The sequence below is a fragment of the Sphingomonas sp. TDK1 genome (assembly GCF_001650735.1).
Taxonomy (GTDB): domain Bacteria; phylum Pseudomonadota; class Alphaproteobacteria; order Sphingomonadales; family Sphingomonadaceae; genus Sphingomonas.
This window is the reverse complement of the sequence record NZ_LXVY01000001.1, coordinates 15,262-34,227: the sequence shown is the minus strand read 5'-3', so window position 1 is coordinate 34,227 and position 18,966 is coordinate 15,262. Positions and strand designations below refer to the sequence as shown.

Sequence of the window (18,966 nt, the reverse complement as noted above, 5' to 3'; positions counted from 1 at the left end):
TCAGCAATGCTGGCAGGTGGGGTCCAGCAGATCGGCGAGCAGCGCGCCGGTCGGATCCCATTCGCCGATCGCCGGGTGGATCAGCAGCGCCTTGCGCGCGGCCAGCCGCTCGCCGGTGATCGCCGCTTCGATCGCGGCGCGCTCATAGGCCTTGATGCCATGGACAAGGCCGATCGCGGGATCGGGCAGCGGCGCGATCGGCAGCGGGGTGATGCTGTCGCGGCTGATCTGCGACGAGGTTTCGACGATCGAACGCTCGGGCAGATCGGGCACGGCGCCGCGATTGCGGGTGTTGACCACGATCGTCGCCGGCACGGCGCCGGTGAGCGCGCTCATCACATCGATCGCGATGCGGTGATAGCCGCTGGCGACACGGAACGGATCGATGTCGAAGGTCGATTCGGGGTCGAAGGCCGAGCCGCCTTCGGCCTCCAGCTTCATATACGAACCCGAGCGGCGGTTGAGATAGGCGGCATAGGCGGCGATCGCACCGGGGCCGTCATCGGCGCCCAGCCGGTCGCGCAGCGTGGCGATCAGCTCGACATTGAGCGCTTCGACTTCGGTGCCGCGGCTCGATCCGTGCTTGCATTGGTTGGCCAGCGCGCGGCGGCGCTCATAATAGAAGAACAGATATTCGGTGGGGATCAGTCGCAGCGTGCGGATCATCGCCTTGTCGAACACCGGGGCGGTATAGAGCTTGTCGAGGATCGCATCGTCGGCCAGCACGCGATCGAACACGTCTTCGCCGTGCAGTCGGATGCCGCGCACCCAGCCGAGATGGTTGAGGCCGACATAGTCGCACTCGACATCCGCCAGCGTCGCGCCGAGGGCATGGGCGATGTTGTGGAACAGCTCGGTTGGCGTGTCGCAGATGCCGACGATCTTGGCGTTGCTGTGATCGGCCACCGCCTGGGTGATCAGGCCCGCCGGATTGGTGAAGTTGACGATCCAGCCATCGGGGCTGAGCTTTTCCACCAGCCGCGCCTGCTCTATCGCGATCGGCACGGTGCGCATCGCCATGGCGGCGCCGGCCGGGCCGGTGGTCTCCTGACCGGGATAGCCATGGTCGATCGCGGTGCGCTCATCGGCGGCGCGGCCGGCGATGCCGCCGACGCGGATCGAGTTCATCACGAAGGCGGCGCCTTCGACGGCGTCTTCGATCGAGCTGGCTTCGCGGACGATCAGGCTGCCGCCCTCGGCCTTCACGATCGCGCGGCCCAGCGCCGCCATGATCGCGAGCCGATCGGCATCGGGATCCCACAGCACGAGTTCGCGGGCGCCCAACGCTTCGGCCGCGTCGTTGACGCCGAAGGTGACGAGCGGCGTGCGGACCCCGCCGCCGCCGATCAGGACGAGCTTGCGGTCAATAGAAACGGTCATGGGTACTCCGGAGTTCGTGTCGGTCGGGAATGGCGGCAAGCGCACCGGGCTGGCGCGTCGAAAGCGCGCCGGTGATGCAGCCGTGCTGCAACCGCGTCTTGGGATCGGCGTCGTCGAGCAGCGCGTCGATGAAGCCGGCGTCGAAGGCATCGCCCGCGCCAGTGGCGTCGACCGCCTCGACCGGCGGCGGCGCGACGGAGACGGTGTGCCCGTCCTCCCGTGCCGCGGCTCCGCGAGCGCCCAGCTTCACCATCGGATGGGCGATGCCGAGCGTTTCGGCAGCGTCGAAAAAGGCGTCGACTTCCGTGCTGCCGCAAAGCAGCTCGGCCTCTTTCTCGTTCGGGATCAGATAATCGACCGCGGCGAGGGTAGGCCGGTTCGCTGGATCGGCGAGCCATTCGGGCTGATACCCCATGTCGAGCGACATGGTGATGCCGGCGGCCTTGAGCGCGGGCAGCACCTGTTCGGCCACGGCGCGCGGCAATGGCATGGCGAAATGGACATGGCGGGCCGAGAGCAGCACCGCCAGCCCCGCGCCGGCCGCCAGCGCGCCGACATCGTGGTTCACGCCGATATGGGTGAAGAACGACCGGTCCTGCGCGGTCGAGACGCTGATGGTGGTGCCGCTGGCGCCATTGCCGACGCGCAGCCCGTCTGGCGCGACGCCGTAGCGAGCCAGCCTGGCAGCGAACCAGTCGCGGTCATCGGCGCCAACCAGCCCGACCAGCGCCACCGTGCGGTCGAGTCGCGCGAGCCCGCACGCCGTGGCCGCCGCGCCGCCGCCCACTTCCCGGGTATAGGCTTCGGTGGTCACTTCCTCTCCCGGCGCGGGCCAACGGGTGAAACCGGAAAAGACATGGTCGACGTAGATTTCGCCGATCACGGCGACGTCGAGATTGGGGGCAGGCATCAAAGGGTCTCCGTCGACGGCGCGAACGGCCAGCGGTTACGCGTCTTGGCCAGCAGCAGGAACATCGCCGAGCCCAGCACCACCATCGCGATGCCGGCGACGATGTGAATCGGCTTGCTGGTGGTGACGATATACAGCCAGCCGATCAGCGTGACGATGACGGGCACGGGATAGAGCGGCATGCGGAAGCCGGGCCGCTTCTGGCGGCGCAGCATCACCACCGCGAAGCACTGCGCGGTATATTGGAACAGCGTCTGCACCACGATCAGCGCGGCGATCAGATTGTCGAGCGAGATGAAGCACGCCGCGGCGGAGGCGAGCCCCATGAACAGCAGTGAGAGCGTGGGGAAGCCGCCGCGCGGGTGCAGCCTGGCAAAGGGCGTGAAGAACTCGCCTTCCACCGCCGCCGCATAGGGCACGCGCGAATAGCCGAGCAGCACGACCAGCGCCGATCCCCAGCTGGCGATCAGGATCAGGATGGCGACGGTGGTGCCGCCGAGCGGGCCGTAGAGCTTCTGCATGAAATCGGCGACCACGGCTTGCGAGCGCGCGGCCTCCTGCCATGGCAATACTCCGAGGATGGCGAGATTCAGCCCGATATAGAGCAGCGCGACGATGGGGATCGACAGCAGCACGGCGCGGGGGATCGTCCGCTGCGGGTCGCGGACTTCGCCGCCCAGCATGCAGACATTGTTGTACCCGCCATAATCATAGACGCCGATCAGGGTCGCCGCGCCCAGCCCCATCCAGAAGCCGTGGTTGAGCGTGAAGGCGCCCGGCGGAAAGGCAAAGGCGCGGGCGGCATCGAAATGCAGCGCGCCCGAACAGATGATCCACAGGCACGCGCCGATCACGATGGCGCTGACCACTACCGAAAGCCGTTCGATCGAGCGCACGTCGCGCCACAGCAGCACCGTGTTCAGCAGGCAAAGCGCCGCCGCCATTGCCGCAATCTCCCAGCCGGTGAGCGACGGCCACAGGTACGTCGCGTATTTCGCGAAGCCTACGGTGCCCGATGCAATCGACATCGGCCCGGTCAGCAGCACCTGCCAAAGGTACAGAAAGCCGAACAGCCGGCCCAGCCGCCGCGGGCCGAAGGCTTCGCGCAGATAGTGAAACGAACCGCCCGAACGGGGCAACGCCGAACCCAGCTCGGCCCATACGAAGCCGTCGAACATGCACAACACGGCACCGAGCAGCCAGCCGAGCAGTGCCTGTGGACCGCCCATCGCGGACAGCGCTAGCGGGATCGTGATGAACGGCCCGATGCCGATCATGTTGAGCAGGTTCGCCGAAATCGCGCCGGGTAGGCCCAGCAGCCGACGCGGCGCTGCCGAAGGCTCGGCATCGGCAACGCTATGGGCCAGCAATGCCGGGGTCATGCTCGCTTCCGTGTCGAGGCTGTGCACGCTTCTGATGGCATCGATTTTCCCCACGGAACGATGCTCGTATTAGACGGTGCGTGTCAAAATAAAGTCAATATGGAAATTTCATTCCAGGCGCAAATATTGCAAACCGACATCTGTCAGCTATGGTGCGGGCTGGAGGATGGTATGGAGGACAGCATTACCGAACTGCCGACCAATGCCGAGGAACTGCGTGCGGCAATCCTGGCGCGCTACGACACGCTAAGCAAGCGGCTGCAACAGGTTGCGCGCTATGTCCTCGATCATCCCGAAGAGACGGCGCTCCAGACGCTGACGGTGGTGGCGGCGCGTTCGGATAGCCAGCCCTCCGCCATCGTGCGGTTTGCCAAGGCATTGGGCTTCAGCGGCGCGGGGCCGATGCAGAAGCTGCTGCGTGACAGCTTCCTCGCCCAGAACAATCCGCTGGGCTATGGCGAGCGGGTGCACCAGTTCAACGCTACGGTGAGCCAGTCGGTCTCCGATCACGGTGTCGGCGTTTTGATCGACGAGTTTACCGAAGGCGACATAAACGCGCTGCGCAACCTCCGCGACGTGATCGGCCATGACGGGCTGGCGCACGCAGTTTCTCTGCTGGAAAAGGCGCATATCGTCCATGTCGCGGGAATGCGCCGTGCCTTTCCGGTCGCCGCCTATTTCGCCTATGCCATTCCCCGCGCGGGCAAGCCGACGATCCTGCTCGACGGTGTGGGCGGGCTTTCGCAGCAGCAGTTCCGCGCGATCGGCGCAGGCGATGTGCTGATCGCCACCAGCTATCACGCCTATGCGCCGGAGACCGTCAGTGCGGTCGAAACCGCCGTCGCGGCTGGCGCCAAGGTGCTGGCGATCTCCGACAGCCAGCTGAGCCCGATCGCCAAGCTGGCCACCCAGACCCTGCTGGTGCGCGAATCGGAAGTGCGCGGATTCCGCTCGCTGGCAGCTTCGCTGTGTGTCGCGCAGGCGCTGGTCGTCGGGCTCGCCTATCGGCTGGAAGTGGCGCGCGGCACGGCCGCGGAGGATGCCGACCTGCCGTCCGAATAGCGCCACCGCGGCTGGGTTGAGACTGGAATGCAACACCGGGACCAAAAAAATTCAAAATGAAATTTGCAGATTGACATAATATTGGCATTGTCATTCCATGTCTGAAATAGAGCGCCGGCTTCCTCGGCGCAGCGGGAGTGGGAATGATGCGATCCAATCTGCGAGTGCGGTTGCTGGCCGGGACAGTATTGGTGGCGGGAATGCTGATCCTGCCGGATCTGGCTGCGGCGCAGACGGTCGAGCAGGCAGCGCCCAAGAAGGACGACACCAATAGCAGCGCCGCCAACGACATCGTCGTCGTCGGCACCCGTTATGAGGCAAGCAGCCTGCAGATGCGCTCTTCCAACACCACCAGCGTCTTGTCGGCCGACGACCTGAAGCATACGGCGGTGCACAACGTTGCCGAGGCGCTGGGCATGCTGCCGGGTATCAACGTGATGAACACCGGATCGGCCTTTGCCGGCGGCGTTGACGGTGCCTCGCGCGGCGAGGGCATGTTCGTCTCCGTTCGCGGCCTCAATTCCGAATATAATCTCAACCTGATCAACGGCGTCGCGGTGGCGCAGGGCAATCCCTATAGCCGCGGCGTGCAGCTGAGCCTGTTGCCGCCTTCCGGTCTGCAGACGATCGTGCTCAACAAGACCTCGCAGCCCGATATGTTGGGCGATGCGATCGGCGGCACCATCGATTTCCGCACCCCTTCGGCGTTCGATTATACCGATCGTACCCGGGGTTCGCTCACCGTCGGCGGGCGGCTGGAAAGCCGCGCGCGCGCCTATGGCAAGGATGGCCTGGGCTTCAACGTGGGTGGCGATTTCTCGACCAAGTTCGGGCCGGACGAACAGCTGGGAATCTATGTCAGTGCCTTTTACGACATCCGCCATTTCGCCAACAGTCTGGTGGGCGGCATTCAGGCATCCGGCTGCTGCGATTTCGGCTTCGACTTCGCCGTGCAGAATGCCGATGGCTCGAACCCAAGCAACCTCGATCCCGCATCGAACCTGATCCTGACCGGCGCCAATTTCGGCATGTCGTCGGGTTCGACCGAACGCTATGGCGGCAACGCCAGCTTCGATTGGCGGCCGGACGACGGTACCAGCGTCTATGCCCGCGTGACCTATGCCCGCGCGGACACCGAGCAGAACAGCCACCTGACCCAGATCATCGCGATGAACAAGCAGACCGGATCCAACGGCACGCCGCTGGGCAATGGCCTCTACGCGCCGATCCTCAGCAACGTCTCGACCCGCTTCTGGTACGAAACCAACCCTGCGCTTGCCACGCTGGGCACCGCGCAGCTGGGCGGTGACTTCAAGCGCGGTGCGCTGACGATTTCGCCCAACCTCTTCTACAGCTGGGGCAGCAACGAACGCCCCAACCATATCGAAGTGGCGGCGCGTACGCTGGGCGCCAGCGGCAACGGTCTGGATTTTGGCGGCGGGACGTTGTTCGGCTATAATAAGGGCTACCCCGTTCCGCTGCTGACACCGCAGCTCGCAGGGGCGCTGGGGAATATTGCCGGGATGCCGGCAGCGGGCGGCGCGCCCGAATATACGCCGCAGACCAGCGAGCAGAAGAAGGGCGGCGCGAGGCTCGACCTGCGCTACGACTTTGACGACAGCGTGGTGCAGTTCGTGAAGGTCGGCGCGCGCTACGAAAAGAGCAAGCGCACCGTCACCAACCGCGATTATACCGTGCCGAACTATGGCGGTGCCAACACGTTCGGCGACCTGGGCATCATTTCCACCACCTATCCCAGCGTGTGGCCGGGCCGTTACGGCTGGGGCGTGCCGGAAATCGACCAGGGCAAGCTGTTCGCGCTGTTCAACAAGCTCGGCGGCGCAACCGATGCGACGATCGATACCTGCGGCAGCAACCCGATCAACAGCTTCAACTGCAACACGCAGAAGGCGACCGAGCAGGTCTATGCCGGCTATGCTATGGCAAAGCTGGTGTTCAACCAGGTCGAGGTGATCCCCGGTGTGCGCTTCGAGCACAGCCAGATCGACAACATCTTCTGGGTGACGCCGACGCTGAACGGCGTGACGCAGACCGGCTCGTTCGGCAGCAACGTCGCCAAGTTCGATGCGCTGTTGCCCAGCGTGGCGGTCAACTATCGCCCTGGCAACGCCGTGTACCGCGCATCCGTGTGGACAAGCTATGTCCGCCCGCCGTTCCTGCAGCTGGGTGGCGGGTCGAGCACCAACGTATCGGGCGGGGTGACGACGATCACCCAAGGCAATCCCGACCTGAAGGCGATCCGCGCGCTCAACATCGATGCGTCGGGCGAATGGGATTTCGGTGATACCCACCTGATGCTGGCGGGCTATTACAAGCACCTGCGCAACTACATCTTCGATGCGGGCAGCAGCGCCGGCATCGTCACCGGCACCAACCAGGGCGTCACCACCGGCACCATCACCTTCCGCCCGCAAAATGGTGGATCGGGCGACATCTACGGCATCGAAGCCAGCGCCCGGCAGAAATTCTCGGCGCTGCCCGGGCTGCTCAGCGGGCTGGGCGTGGCCGGCAATATCACGCGGCAGTGGACCAAGGTCGACGTGCTGGGCGACGGCACGCGGATGGACCGCATCCAGAACGCGCCAGACCTGCTCGCCAATGTGCAGCTGTTCTACGAGGCCGGGCCGATCGGTCTCGACCTGAACTACACCCATACCGGCAGCTACATCTCGGTGTACGATACGCTGGGCAAGGGCGCGACCTGGGACGATGTGTGGGTGCGGCCGATCAACCGCATCGACGTGCATGCCGGCTATGAAGTGACCAAGGCGCTGAAGCTGGACCTCTCCGTCTCCAACCTGTTCAATTCCTATAGCTATTGGGCGCATATCGGGAAGAACAGCCTGGCCGTTTCGGACATCGTCAATTCCGGCACGACCACCTTGCTGACCGCCACCTACAAGTTCTGAGGAAGACGGCATGACGACACGCCGCGATGTGCTGACCGGAGGATTGGCCATCGCGGCGACGGCTGCTGCGGGGGAGGTGCGGGCAGCACCAGCCGCCGCCGCTCCCTCGGCGGACCCGGCCGCCCATGTCGATCCGTTCATCGGCACCGGCGGTCACGGCCATTGCTATCCGGGCGCGACGCGGCCGTTCAGCATGGTCCAGCTTTCCCCGGATACGGACAATGCCCGCTGGGACGCGTGTTCGGGCTATCACCATGACGACGGCACGATGCTGGGCTTCTCACACACCCATCTCAGCGGAACGGGGGTGGGCGATCTGCTCGACCTGTTGGTGGTGCCGCGCACCGGGTCGGTGCTGCTCGATCCCGGCGCGCTGGACCGACCACTGGGTAGCTATCGCCAGCGTTTCAGCCGTGACGACGAGCGCGCCGTGCCGGGCTATTACGCTGTCCGCTTCCCCGATAGCGGGATTGCCGCCGAACTGACCGTGGGGGAACGCGTCGGCTGGCATCGCTATCGCTTTCCGGCCGCGGGGCATCTGCTGATCGATCTGGCGCATGGCGCGCGAGACGAGCCCGATCCGGCGAGCGAGGGCTATGATCCGCCGCGTCGCACGCCGGTGACAGATGCGTCGCTGCGGCTGATCGGCCGCGACATGCTGGTCGGCAGCCGTCGCGTCCAGCAATGGGCGAGCGGCCGGGTGATCCACTTCGCGCTGCGCCTGTCGCGTCCCTTTGCCGAAGCGCAGCTATGCAGCAACGATCGGCCTGTCGGCGGCGACGCGGTGGCCGGGGCCGCGCTGAAGGCGGCGCTGCTCTTCCCCGATGCGGCCGACGCGCCGCTGGTGGTGAAGGTGGCGCTGTCCGGCGTCGATGTCGAGGGCGCGATCCGCAACCTGGATGCCGAAGGCACTGGCTGGGATTTCGATCGGGTGCAGGCCGATGCCCGCGCGGCGTGGACGGCGGCGCTGGGCCGGTTGCAGGTGGAAACCGGCGATGCGGCGCAGGCACGCATCTTCTACACCGCCGCCTATCACGCAATGCTGGCCCCGACGCTGTTTTCGGACGTCGACGGGCGCTATCGCGGCATGGATACGGCCGTGCACACGCTGCCGGCGGGGCAGCATAATTACAGCACCTATTCGCTGTGGGACACCTATCGGGCGCTGCACCCGCTGCTGACGCTGGCCGCGCCGGAGCGCAATGCCGACCTGGTGCGCGGGCTGGCGCGGATGACCCTCGAGAGCCCCAGCGGCCCGCCGGTCTGGCCGCTGCAGGGGATCGAGACGCATTGTATGATCGGCTGGCATTCGGCGGTGGTGATCGCCGAAGCGCTGGAAAAGGGCGTCACCGGCATCGACGTTGCCGCACTGTGGCCGCGCTTCCGCACACTGGCGTTCGACGAGACGGTCAAGGGCCTCGATCCCTATCGGCGGCTTGGCTACATTCCCAGCGACAAGGTGGCCGAAGCCGCCAGCAAGACGCTGGAATATGCCTATGACGATTGGGCAATGGCCCGGATCGCCGAGGCCGCGGGTGCGCACGACGATTCCGCCCGGCTGCGCGAACGCTCGCGCAACTATCGCCATTTGTTCGATGCGAAGACCGGTTTCATGCGGCCCAAGCTGGCCGACGGCCGCTGGGCAGAGCCGTTCGATCCCCGCGCTCTCGGCCACGATACCGCGCATTGGCGCGACTTTACCGAGTGCAATGCGTGGCAGGCGACGTTCCTCAACCAGCACGACGTCTATGGGCTGATCGATCTGTTCGGCGGTGATTCTGCGTTCGAGGCGAAGCTGGATGCGCTGTTCGCCGCCGACAGCAGCCTGCCGGCCGGTGCCCCGCCCGACGTGAGCGGGATGGTCGGCCAATATGCGCATGGCAACGAGCCGAGCCACCATATCGCCTATCTCTACGCCTATTGCGGCGCGCCGTGGAAGACGCAGGCGCGGGTGCGGATGCTGCTGGAAGGCCAGTATCGCGATGCGCCGGACGGGCTGTCGGGCAATGAGGATTGCGGGCAGATGAGCGCCTGGTACGTGCTGAGCGCGCTGGGCCTCTATCCGGTCGATCCGGTGAGCGGTGTCTATGTGTTCGGCAGCCCGCTGCACGCCCGCGCCACGCTGACGCTGGGCGGCGGGCGGCGGCTGGTGATCGAGGCGCCGGGCGTGAGTGCCGATGCGCCCTATGTCCAGGAGGTGCGTTGGAACGGCGGGCCGTGGCGCAAGAGCTGGATGGCACATGCCGATCTGGTGCGCGGCGGCACGCTCAGCTTTCGCATGGGGAAGACGCCCAATCGTGACTTCGGCAAGGCGCCGGGCGATCGCCCACCCTCGTTCGGCCGGTTGGCGACGGCGTGACCCGCCGCGCGGCGCGATCAAAGGCGTTCGACTCTGCCCGATCGAGCGGAGCGCGCGGCGGCTTCTGCCAGCGTGAGCGCGACGACGGCGTCGTGCGGGGTGATCGCGGGTGCGGCCCCGTCCAGCACTGCAGCGAACTGGTCGATCTCCGCGCGATAGGCATCGGCATAGCGATCGAGGAAGAAATTCTGCAGCGTGGCGCCATGCCCGCCGTTCGCATCCCAACGCTCTACTCCGTTTGCCGCGACATTGCCGACGCGGAGCATGCCGGCCGCGCCATAGGCTTCGATCCGCTGGTCATAGCCATAGCCGCTGCGGCGACTGTTGCTGATGCTGCACAGTCGCCCATCGGCGCTGCGAAGCACGATGCGGGCGGTGTCGATGTCGCCGGCGGCGCCGATCGCGGGATCGACCAGGCAGGACCCGGTGGCGAACACCGTTTCCGGGCTGGCGCCCATCAGCCAGCGTGCCATGTCGAAATCGTGGATCGCCATGTCGAGGAACAGCCCGCCCGAAGCGGCGATATAGTCGGCGGGCGGTGGCGCCGGATCGTGGCTGATAAGGTGCAGCGCCTCCAACGGGCCGACTTCGCCCGCCCGAAGCCGGGCGTGAAGGCCGGCGAAGTGCGAATCGAAGCGACGATTGAACCCGATCAGCACGCGCGCGCCCAACCGGTCGAGCCGCACCGCCGCGCCCCGCGCCGCGGCCGTCACGCCGCCGAACGGCTTTTCGCACAGCACCGCCTTGCCCGCGTCCGCGGCCGCGAGGGTGAGGTGCACGTGGCTGGGCGTTGCGCTGGCGACGATCACGCCGGCGACTTCGGGATCCGTAAGTACCGCCTCCAGCGGCGACGATATGGCGCCATGAATCGCGGCGAGCGCGGACGCGGCAGTCGGATCGCGGTCGACAATATGTTTCAGTCGCAAGCCCGGATGGGCGGCGACGTTCGCGGCGTGGATGCGCCCGATCCGTCCGGCGCCGATCAGCGCGATTGCATGCATGCGGCCCTCCGTTATTGCCGGGCCCATTCCACAGCTTGCCGCCGGTCGGCAAGGGGCGGATGAGGATAGGGCGGGCGATGGAAGAGGGCAGGGCGATGGCGCAGGCGGGCCGGCTCGATTTCGTGGCGATCGGCCGCGCCGCGGTGGACCTGTATGGCGAACAGGTCGGCGGCCGGCTGGAGGATATGACCAGCTTCGCCAAATATGTCGGCGGCAGCCCTACCAACACGGCGATCGGTGCCGCCCGGCTGGGGTTGAAGACCGCGTTGATCACGCGCGTCGGGGACGATCACATGGGGCGGTTTCTGCGTGAACAGCTGGATCGGGAAGGGGTGGAGACGCGCGCCGTCTCGACCGACCCGGAGCGGCTGACCGCGTTGGTACTTCTCGGCATCCGCGACGGCGAGCGCTTCCCGTTACTGTTCTACCGCGAAAATTGCGCCGACATGGCGATCGACGAGGGCGATATCGATCCCGCGCTTCTCGCCCGCGCCGGGGCGGTGGTGCTGAGCGGTACCCATCTCTCGCGACCGGGCGTGTTCGCAGCGAGCATGAAGGCGGCGCGGCTGATGCGAGCCGGTGGTGGGCGGGTTATCCTGGACATCGATTATCGCCCGGTGCTCTGGGGTGCCGCGACGCCGGGCATGGGCGAGCAGCGCTTCGTTGCCGATCGCGCCGTGACCGCCAAGCTGCAGCAGATCCTGCCGCTCGTCGACCTTGTTGTCGGCACGCAGGAGGAAGTGCACATCCTGGGCGGCAGCGAGGACGATCTTGCCGCGCTGCACGGCATTCGCGCGCGCACCGATGCACCGATCATCGTCAAGCGCAGCGCCGAGGGCTGCGCCGTGTTCGAAGGCGACATTCCCGATCGGATCGAGGGTGGCCGCGTGGTGGCCGGCTTTCCGGTAGAGGTGTTCAACGTGCTGGGCGCGGGCGATGCGTTCATGGCCGGGTTGCTGCGTGGCTGGTTGCGCGGGGAGACGCTCGAGACGGCGTGCCGCTGGGGCAATGCGTGCGGCGCGCTGGTCGTCTCGCGCCATGGCTGCGCGCCGGCGATGCCCAGTTGGCGCGAGCTGCAGCATTTTCTGGGCCGCACGGATCTTCCCTATCGGCTGCGCACTGATGTCGCGCTGGAACGGGTGCACTGGTCGGTCGAGCGGACTGGACGCCACGAGTCGCTGGTGGTGCTGGCGGTGGATCATCGCACCCATTTCCGCACGCTGGCGGCGCGCACCGGGGCCACGCCCGATCGGATCGCGGCGTTCAAGGCGCTGGTGCTGGAGGCGACAGACCAGCTGGCGCAGGGCGATCGCGACTTCGGCATCCTGCTGGATGGCGACGACGGTGCCCGGGCGCTGGAGGCGACGGCCGCGCTGCCCTATTGGGTGGGGCGCCCGATTGAAGTGCCCGGATCGCGCCCGGTGACGTTTGAAGGCGGCGCCGAAGTGGCGGTTACGCTGCGCGAATGGCCGGCGCCGCAGGTGGTGAAATGCCTGGTCTATTATCGCATCGACGATCCGGCCGCCGTGCGTGTAGCGCAGGACCGGGCGCTGCTCGCACTGTTCCAGGCATGCCGGGCAACGCGGCACCCACTGCTGATCGAAGTGATCGTTTCCGCCCATGGCGCGGTCGACACGCATACCACCGCGGCAGTGCTGGAGCATCTGTACACCATCGGCGTCGTGCCCGATTGGTGGAAGCTGGAGCCCGACGGAGACCCCGCGACCTGGGCCGCCATTGCGGCGGTGATCGAGCGCCATGACCCCGATTGCGAAGGCGTGCTGCTGCTCGGCCTGTCGGAAACCCCGGCGCGGCTGGTCGAACGGTTCGCGGCGGCGGCACGCTTTCCGGTGGTGAAGGGCTTTGCGGTCGGCCGGACGATCTGGCACGATGCTGCGGAGCGATGGTTTGCAGGATCGATCAGCGACAATGCGGCGGTGGAAGAAATCGCGGCGAACTTCGAGGCGCTGGTAGCGGCGTGGAGAATGGCGCGACGGCCCTAGGCAAAACCGTACGCTGCACTGCCGCCCAGGCGCTGGCGCGCTGGATGGCGGCGCAGGTCAGCCTGGTCGACGGCGTTGAGATGCTCTATTTCGGCGGCGTCTGGGCGATCTTCGGCCATGGCAATGTCGCCGGGATGGGCGCGGCGCTGGCCGAAGTCGAAGAGGTATTGCCCACCTTCCGTGCGCATAGCGAGCAGGGGATGGCGCATGCCGCGATCGCCTTCGCCAAGGCGCATCGGCGCGAGCGGGCGATGGCCTGCACCACCTCGATCGGGCCGGGCGCGACCAATCTGGTGACGGCGGCGGCGGTGGCGCATGCCAACCGCCTGCCGATCCTGTTGCTGCCCGGCGATGTGTTTGCCAGCCGGCGGCCCGATCCGGTGCTCCAGCAGATCGAGGCGTTTCACGACGCCACCGTCTCGGCGAATGATTGCCTGCGCCCGGTCTCGCGGCTGTTCGACCGGATCACCCGGCCCGAGCAGCTGATCGATGCGCTGCCCCGCGCGATGGCGGTGCTGACCGATCCGGCGCAATGCGGGCCGGTTACGATCGCCCTGTGCCAGGACGTGCAGGCGGAGGCGTACGATTATCCGGCGTCGCTGTTCCGCAAACGGGTTTGGCGCCGCCGCCGGCCGGTGCCCGATGCGCAGGAACTGGCAGAACTGGTCGCGCACATCCGGGCGGCGCGGGCGCCGCTGATCGTGGCGGGGGGCGGGGTGCTATATGCGCGCGGCGAAGCGGCGCTGGCCGCGCTGGCCGAAGCGACCGGCATCCCGGTGGCTGAGACGCAGGCGGGCAAGGGGGCTTTGGTCTGGGACCATCCGCAGGCGCTGGGCGCGATCGGCGTTACCGGCAGCGATCCGGCCAATCGCGCGGCGGCGGAGGCGGACCTGATCCTGGGCATCGGCACCCGCTTGCAGGACTTTACCACCGGATCGCGCCGGCTGTTTTCCCCGCACGTGGTGCTGGCGCAGGTGAATGTGGCGGCGCACGACTCGGCGAAGCAGGATGCGCTGCCGGTGCTGGGGGATGCGGGCGTCACGCTGGCGCTGCTGGGGGAGGCGCTGGCGGATTGGCGGGTAGCACCGGCCTGGGAGGCGGCGGGTTGCGACCGGGTCGCCGCCTGGAACCGCGATTGGCAGGCGGCGACGGTGCCGGGCGATGCGCTGCCTTCGGATGCGCAGGTGATCGGTGCGCTGTGGCCGGTTGTGCCGGACGACGCGGTGGTGCTGTGCGCGGCCGGGGGGCTGCCGGGCGAGTTGCACAAGCTTTGGCGCGTTCGGGTGCCGGGCGGATACCATGCCGAATATGGCTTTTCCTGCATGGGGTATGAGATTGCCGGCGGGCTGGGCACGAAGCTGGCGATGCCGGAGCGCGATGTGATCGTGATGGTCGGCGATGGCAGTTATCTGATGCTCAATTCCGAGCTCGCGACATCGGTGGCGATGGGGGTTAAGCTTATCGTCGTGCTGCTCGACAATGGCGGCTTCGGCTGCATCCACCGGCTGCAACAGGCGAAGGGCGGGCGGCCGTTCAACAATCTGCGAGGCCCGGCGCCCGCGATCGACTTCGTCGCCCATGCCCGCAGCCTGGGCGCGCTTGCCGAAGCGGTGGAGCTGCGCGAGTTGGGCGCGGCGGTTGCGCGGGCGCAGGCGGCGGATCGCAGTAGCGTGCTCGTCCTGCACACCGATCCGGATCGGGCTAGCACGGTTGGCGGCCATTGGTGGGACGTGCCGGCGCCGGAACGCGGGGAATGATCCGCATCGGTGTCAGCCCGATCGCCTGGGCCAATGACGACATGCCGGAGCTTTGCGCTCCCATCTCGCTGGAGCAGCTGCTCGGCGAGGCGGCGGCGATCGGATTCGAGGGGATTGAACTGGGTAACCTCTTCCCGCGCGATGCCGGATTACTGGCGCCGCTGCTGCGGGAGCAGGGACTGGCGCTGATCGGCGGCTGGTATGGCGGCGATCTGTTGCGGCGCGATGCGGCGGCAGAGATCGCGGCGATGGCGCCGCATCTCGACCTGCTGGAAGCCTGCGGGGCATCGGTGGTGGTGTTCGCCGAAACGGGCAGTGCAGTGCATGGTGATCGCCGTTCGCGGCTCGACGCGCCGCCGCGACTGGCGGGGGACGATTGGCGCGTGCTGGGCGCGCGCCTGGACGCGGTGGCGGCGGCGGTGGCCGATCGCGGGCTGCATTTCGCCTATCACCACCATCTGGGCACCGTGATTGAGACGGCTGAGGATCTGCAGCGGCTGCTGGACGCGACGGGCGCAGGAGTGGGACTCACGCTGGATACCGGCCACGCGGCCTATGGCGGAATTGATCCACTGGAAGTGGTGACGCGATATCGCGGCCGGATCGCGCATGTGCACTGCAAGGACGTACGCAGTGCTCGCTACGCCGAAATTCGCGCCCGAGGCGGCAGCTTCCTTGATGGCGTAGTGGCCGGAATGTTCGCCGCACCCGGAACCGGGGACTTGGACTTTGCGCCGCTCGTCGCGGCATTGGTGGAAAGCGGCTATGCTGGCTGGGTCGTGGTGGAAGCCGAGCAGGATCCTGCGCATGCCGCCCCCGCCGAACATGCGAAAATGGGCTTCGATCATCTTAGGCAAAAGTGGCGTTGGTGATCGCGCTCGACCGTGCTGCGCGAGGCCGAAGAGCTGGCGTGGTTACGCGAACGCGTTGAGGTCCTGGGCCAGGCTGTCCAGGTGATCTGCGAAGAACGTATCGGCGCGCTGGAGTGTGCCGTTGCCGCATGATGGCGCCAGTCGCTGGACATGTTGATGACCCGCACCTAGAGGGCACGCCCTTTTCACACGGAGAACACGTCCATGAACAATGCCGATCTCGCCGACCGCATTTCCGAAGCGCACGGCCTCACCAAAGCCGACGCGCGCAAGCTGGTCGACGGCATTTTCGCCGCCATCACCGAGGCGGCAGCGGCGGGTGAAGAAGTGTCGCTGAACGGCTTCGGCAAGTTCAAGGTCAAGGAAAGCGCCGCGCGTGAGGGCCGCAATCCTTCTACCGGCGAAGCGATCCAGATTGCAGCGTCGAAGAAGCTCGCCTTCACGCCCGCCAAGGCGGTGAAGGACAAGCTTAACGGCTGATCGGTATCGAGGCGGTCCGCGCCTTTCTGGAGGCGCGGGCATCCGACATTCCGACCATTGAACAGGCTTCGAGCGCCGCAACGGTGCTCGAAGCTGCTGCCGCGCTTGGCACGCTTCCGGTCGAGGAAATCGAGCAGCCGGCAAATGGAAGGTCGAGTTTCGGACGGAACCATCTTTCTGTCGTCCAGCGCAGAGCCTCGTGTCTCTTCAATCCCGGAAAGCGACTGCCGGCAGGCCATGGCAAGCAGGGCTGCCCAAACGGATTTGTCGGGGCTACCTATGCGCTTCTGGCTTCGGGCGGCCTATCAACTCAAAGAAGCGTTGCCTGAAATTCGAATGGCGATTCAGGCAACGGTTGACTTGCGAACAATCAACCGCGGCTCCAGGCGCAAGGTTTGGGGTGCGGGACCGGACCCGGCGCTAAGATCAAGAACGCGTTTCGCGGCCATATCTCCCAACCGATGACTGCTCTGGTCAACAGAGGTAAGCGGTACCCGCAGATACTCGGCGTACCGCAGATTGCCGCAGCCGATGAAGGCAATGTCTTGGGGAATGCGCAGGCCGGCCTGCATCGCGGCGTCCATGGCGCCGATGGCGGACAAATCATTGTAGCAGAAGACCGCGTCCGGCGGTTCGCCCAAGGACAGCAATTCCTGCATGGCATGGTAGCCCGTGGCATCGCCGCTTTCTTCAAAGCCATCGCGCATGACCACATACGCGTCGGGAAGTTCGACACCCGCCGCGGCCAGCGCGCGTTGGAAGCCTTTGAGCCGGTCCGCCGTCGGACTGATGCCACGCCCGCCGATATGGGAGATCCGTCTGCGGCCAATGCCAACCAGATGGCGCGCCGCCAGTTCGCCCACCATGAGGTCGTTGGTGCCGACGAAATCGATCGACAAGGTCGGAAAATGGCGATCGACGAGCAGAACGGGTGTCGTGGTTTCCGCCAGCGCCGGGGAGGGATGCATTGCCGGACGACAGGATGCCACCAGCAACACATCGACGCCGCGCGTCAGCAGGGTTTTGATTTCCTGCTCTTCGATCTCCGGATCATCTTCGGAAGAGGCCACAACCAGAACCAGACCTTCCGAACGCAGCGCCCCCGCCAGCGATCGGGCGAATTCGCCGAAGAAGGGATGGATGAGATCCGGTACGACCAGTCCGATGGCCTGGGAACGTCCGCCCGCCAGCGCACGCGCCAGCATATTGGGCTGGTAGTCCAACTCGCGCATCCGCTTCAGCACGCGTTCGCGGGTTTTCTCGCTGATATCGGTCTGGCCGCGCAGCACCTTCGAAACGGTTACCGTTGAAACGCCGAGATCGCGGGCTATGTCTTTGAGCGTGACCGCCATCAGGGGAGCTTTTCAACGACGTTGAACCGGATGCTTCGTCTATGCGCACACTCCCTCGACGGCGTCCAGACAGCAGGCGGGGGCTTAATTGAAGCGCGTCCGCGTCCACAACGCCCAGCAGCCCGCCGCCAGCGTCGCAAGCAGCATGGCGCAAAGCACGGCAACCCATTCCCAATGCATCATCAGCGGCGGCACGGCCGCATCCGAGGCAAACCAGAGGAATAGCGATACGGCGACGGCCACGATGGCCCAGTCCCACCACCGCCGTTTGCCCGATTCCTTGGCGCCTTCGCCGTGTTGGGCGTTTCGTGCATCACCATAGGCAAGGCCATAGCGGTCGCATTCGCGTTGCAAGGCCGCATCGCGGCTGGTCATCTCATCCGCACCCGCTGTCGCCGTGCTGATGGCCAGCGCCCCCAGGATCATGAGCAGCGAGCCGCCAACAACCAGTCCGATATGCGCGCTGTCGGCAGCCGCCAGCTCGCCAAACACCAGCGCCCCCCAGGCCAGTCCCCACAACTGATTGGTATTGGACAGTGGAATGCCGCGGCTGATGCCGAGATATTTGGTGGCGTATTGCTGAAACAGGTCGCCGATCACCCACACAAAGCCACCCAGAAACAGCCAGAACAGTACTTCACGATGGTGCAGAAGCTGCAAGGCGGAGGAGTTCGGGCCGCCGTCGAAGCACCATGTCAGGGCCAGCATTGTGCCCAGTTCGCCAATCGTGAAGATCGTGACGAACGAAAGCGGGCTCATCCCGCTCAGATAGGCTTTGCGATAGGGAACATACATCGTGCCCCACATCAGGCTGGCGCCTGCTGCCGCGGCGAGGCCGCGGGCGGCGTGTGGGGATGCGCCCGCATCGTGCAGCGTGCTGAAGCCCAGCATGATGGCGGCGGCGATGATCGCCAGCGTCCCAAGTACCACCTTGCCGATGGTTCGAGCGCCTGCTCCTCGCATTTCCCGGAACAGCAGCCAGCCCCAAAGCAGCCCGATCAGGGAGTTGGTGTTCCACAGCGGGAACGCCGTAGCGAGGCCCACATCGCGAATGGCAAAGACGGTCAGCGTATTGGCAACCGCCCATAAGGCGCCGGCCAGAAGGCCCCAGAGGATCAGGTGCGGCTTGGACGCGATGTCCGAAAACACAAAGCCCGTGCCCTTCATCAGGGTGGGAAAAGTCCAGCGAGCGGTGAAGACGCCGACCACCATGCACAGGGAAATGGCGAAAGGAGAAAAACCCGCCGATACCAATTTGGTCGGCGCTTCCGCCGCGCCAAGCCAGGCGCCGGCCGCCAAGCCGCACAAAACCCCCAGCATGTGTTGCGGGTTGGCCGATGCCGCAGCCGTATCTTGTGAAGACGCCATGATGGCGCTCCTTTCTTTCCTGAGATTGTATCCGCCTTCGAGGGCGTGTTTATTTGATCATCGCAAGAAGAAGGATGCCGCCGGCCAGAACCAGCGCGGGAATCCAGAAC

At 66.1% G+C, this 18,966-nt stretch carries 13 protein-coding genes; 7 read left to right on the top strand and 6 right to left on the bottom strand.

The genetic code is table 11. The annotated features are described in order from the left end of the window. Genes A7X12_RS00120 through A7X12_RS00110 form a run of 3 tightly spaced genes read right to left on the bottom strand, consistent with a single transcriptional unit; the run spans position 1 to position 3,672 of the window. Positions 1-1,380, bottom strand: a complete 1,380-nt coding sequence (locus tag A7X12_RS00120) for a family 4 glycosyl hydrolase (protein WP_064309616.1) — start codon at positions 1,378-1,380, stop codon at positions 1-3. Further along, positions 1,364-2,290: a carbohydrate kinase family protein gene (locus A7X12_RS00115; RefSeq protein WP_064309615.1), complete on the bottom strand. Its 927-nt coding sequence runs from the start codon at positions 2,288-2,290 to the stop codon at positions 1,364-1,366. The genes A7X12_RS00120 and A7X12_RS00115 overlap by 17 nt, the downstream gene beginning before the upstream one ends. After that, positions 2,290-3,672: an APC family permease gene (locus A7X12_RS00110; protein ID WP_064309797.1), complete on the bottom strand. Its 1,383-nt coding sequence runs from the start codon at positions 3,670-3,672 to the stop codon at positions 2,290-2,292. The genes A7X12_RS00115 and A7X12_RS00110 overlap by 1 nt, the downstream gene beginning before the upstream one ends. A gap of 171 nt (positions 3,673-3,843) precedes the next feature. On the opposite strand from A7X12_RS00110, the gene A7X12_RS00105 reads away from it, so the two are divergent. From A7X12_RS00105 to A7X12_RS00095, 3 genes are all read left to right on the top strand, one after another. Continuing rightward, complete coding sequence (locus A7X12_RS00105; protein ID WP_064309614.1) at positions 3,844-4,734, top strand: MurR/RpiR family transcriptional regulator; 891 nt, start codon at positions 3,844-3,846, stop codon at positions 4,732-4,734. Between the two features lie 143 nt (positions 4,735-4,877). Continuing rightward, positions 4,878-7,664: a TonB-dependent receptor gene (locus A7X12_RS00100; RefSeq protein ID WP_064309613.1), complete on the top strand. Its 2,787-nt coding sequence runs from the start codon at positions 4,878-4,880 to the stop codon at positions 7,662-7,664. 10 nt (positions 7,665-7,674) lie between these two features. Continuing rightward, positions 7,675-10,023: a GH92 family glycosyl hydrolase gene (locus tag A7X12_RS00095; RefSeq protein ID WP_064309612.1), complete on the top strand. Its 2,349-nt coding sequence runs from the start codon at positions 7,675-7,677 to the stop codon at positions 10,021-10,023. Positions 10,024-10,040: 17 nt separating this feature from the next. On the opposite strand, the gene iolG is transcribed toward A7X12_RS00095, so the two are convergent. Then, complete coding sequence (gene iolG / locus A7X12_RS00090) at positions 10,041-11,024, bottom strand: inositol 2-dehydrogenase (RefSeq protein ID WP_064309611.1); 984 nt, start codon at positions 11,022-11,024, stop codon at positions 10,041-10,043. 77 nt (positions 11,025-11,101) lie between these two features. Here iolG and A7X12_RS00085 point away from each other — a divergent pair, with 77 nt between their 5' ends. The 4 genes from A7X12_RS00085 to A7X12_RS00070 all read left to right on the top strand — a co-directional run bounded on the left by A7X12_RS00085 (position 11,102) and on the right by A7X12_RS00070 (position 16,136). Next, complete coding sequence (locus A7X12_RS00085) at positions 11,102-13,027, top strand: bifunctional 5-dehydro-2-deoxygluconokinase/5-dehydro-2-deoxyphosphogluconate aldolase (protein ID WP_198161780.1); 1,926 nt, start codon at positions 11,102-11,104, stop codon at positions 13,025-13,027. After that, positions 12,928-14,784, top strand: a complete 1,857-nt coding sequence (iolD, locus tag A7X12_RS00080) for a 3D-(3,5/4)-trihydroxycyclohexane-1,2-dione acylhydrolase (decyclizing) (RefSeq protein ID WP_084444906.1) — start codon at positions 12,928-12,930, stop codon at positions 14,782-14,784. Before A7X12_RS00085 ends, iolD begins: the two co-directional genes overlap by 100 nt. Next, positions 14,781-15,656, top strand: a complete 876-nt coding sequence (gene iolE, locus A7X12_RS00075; RefSeq protein ID WP_064309609.1) for a myo-inosose-2 dehydratase — start codon at positions 14,781-14,783, stop codon at positions 15,654-15,656. Before iolD ends, iolE begins: the two co-directional genes overlap by 4 nt. A gap of 204 nt (positions 15,657-15,860) precedes the next feature. After that, positions 15,861-16,136: an HU family DNA-binding protein gene (locus A7X12_RS00070; protein ID WP_064309608.1), complete on the top strand. Its 276-nt coding sequence runs from the start codon at positions 15,861-15,863 to the stop codon at positions 16,134-16,136. A 344-nt stretch (positions 16,137-16,480) separates the two neighbouring features. On the opposite strand, the gene A7X12_RS00065 is transcribed toward A7X12_RS00070, so the two are convergent. Next, positions 16,481-17,488, bottom strand: coding sequence for a LacI family DNA-binding transcriptional regulator (locus A7X12_RS00065; protein ID WP_064309607.1), 1,008 nt, complete (start codon positions 17,486-17,488; stop codon positions 16,481-16,483). 84 nt (positions 17,489-17,572) lie between these two features. Continuing rightward, positions 17,573-18,856: a GRP family sugar transporter gene (locus tag A7X12_RS00060; RefSeq protein ID WP_064309606.1), complete on the bottom strand. Its 1,284-nt coding sequence runs from the start codon at positions 18,854-18,856 to the stop codon at positions 17,573-17,575. Between the last annotated feature and the right edge of the window lie 110 nt (positions 18,857-18,966).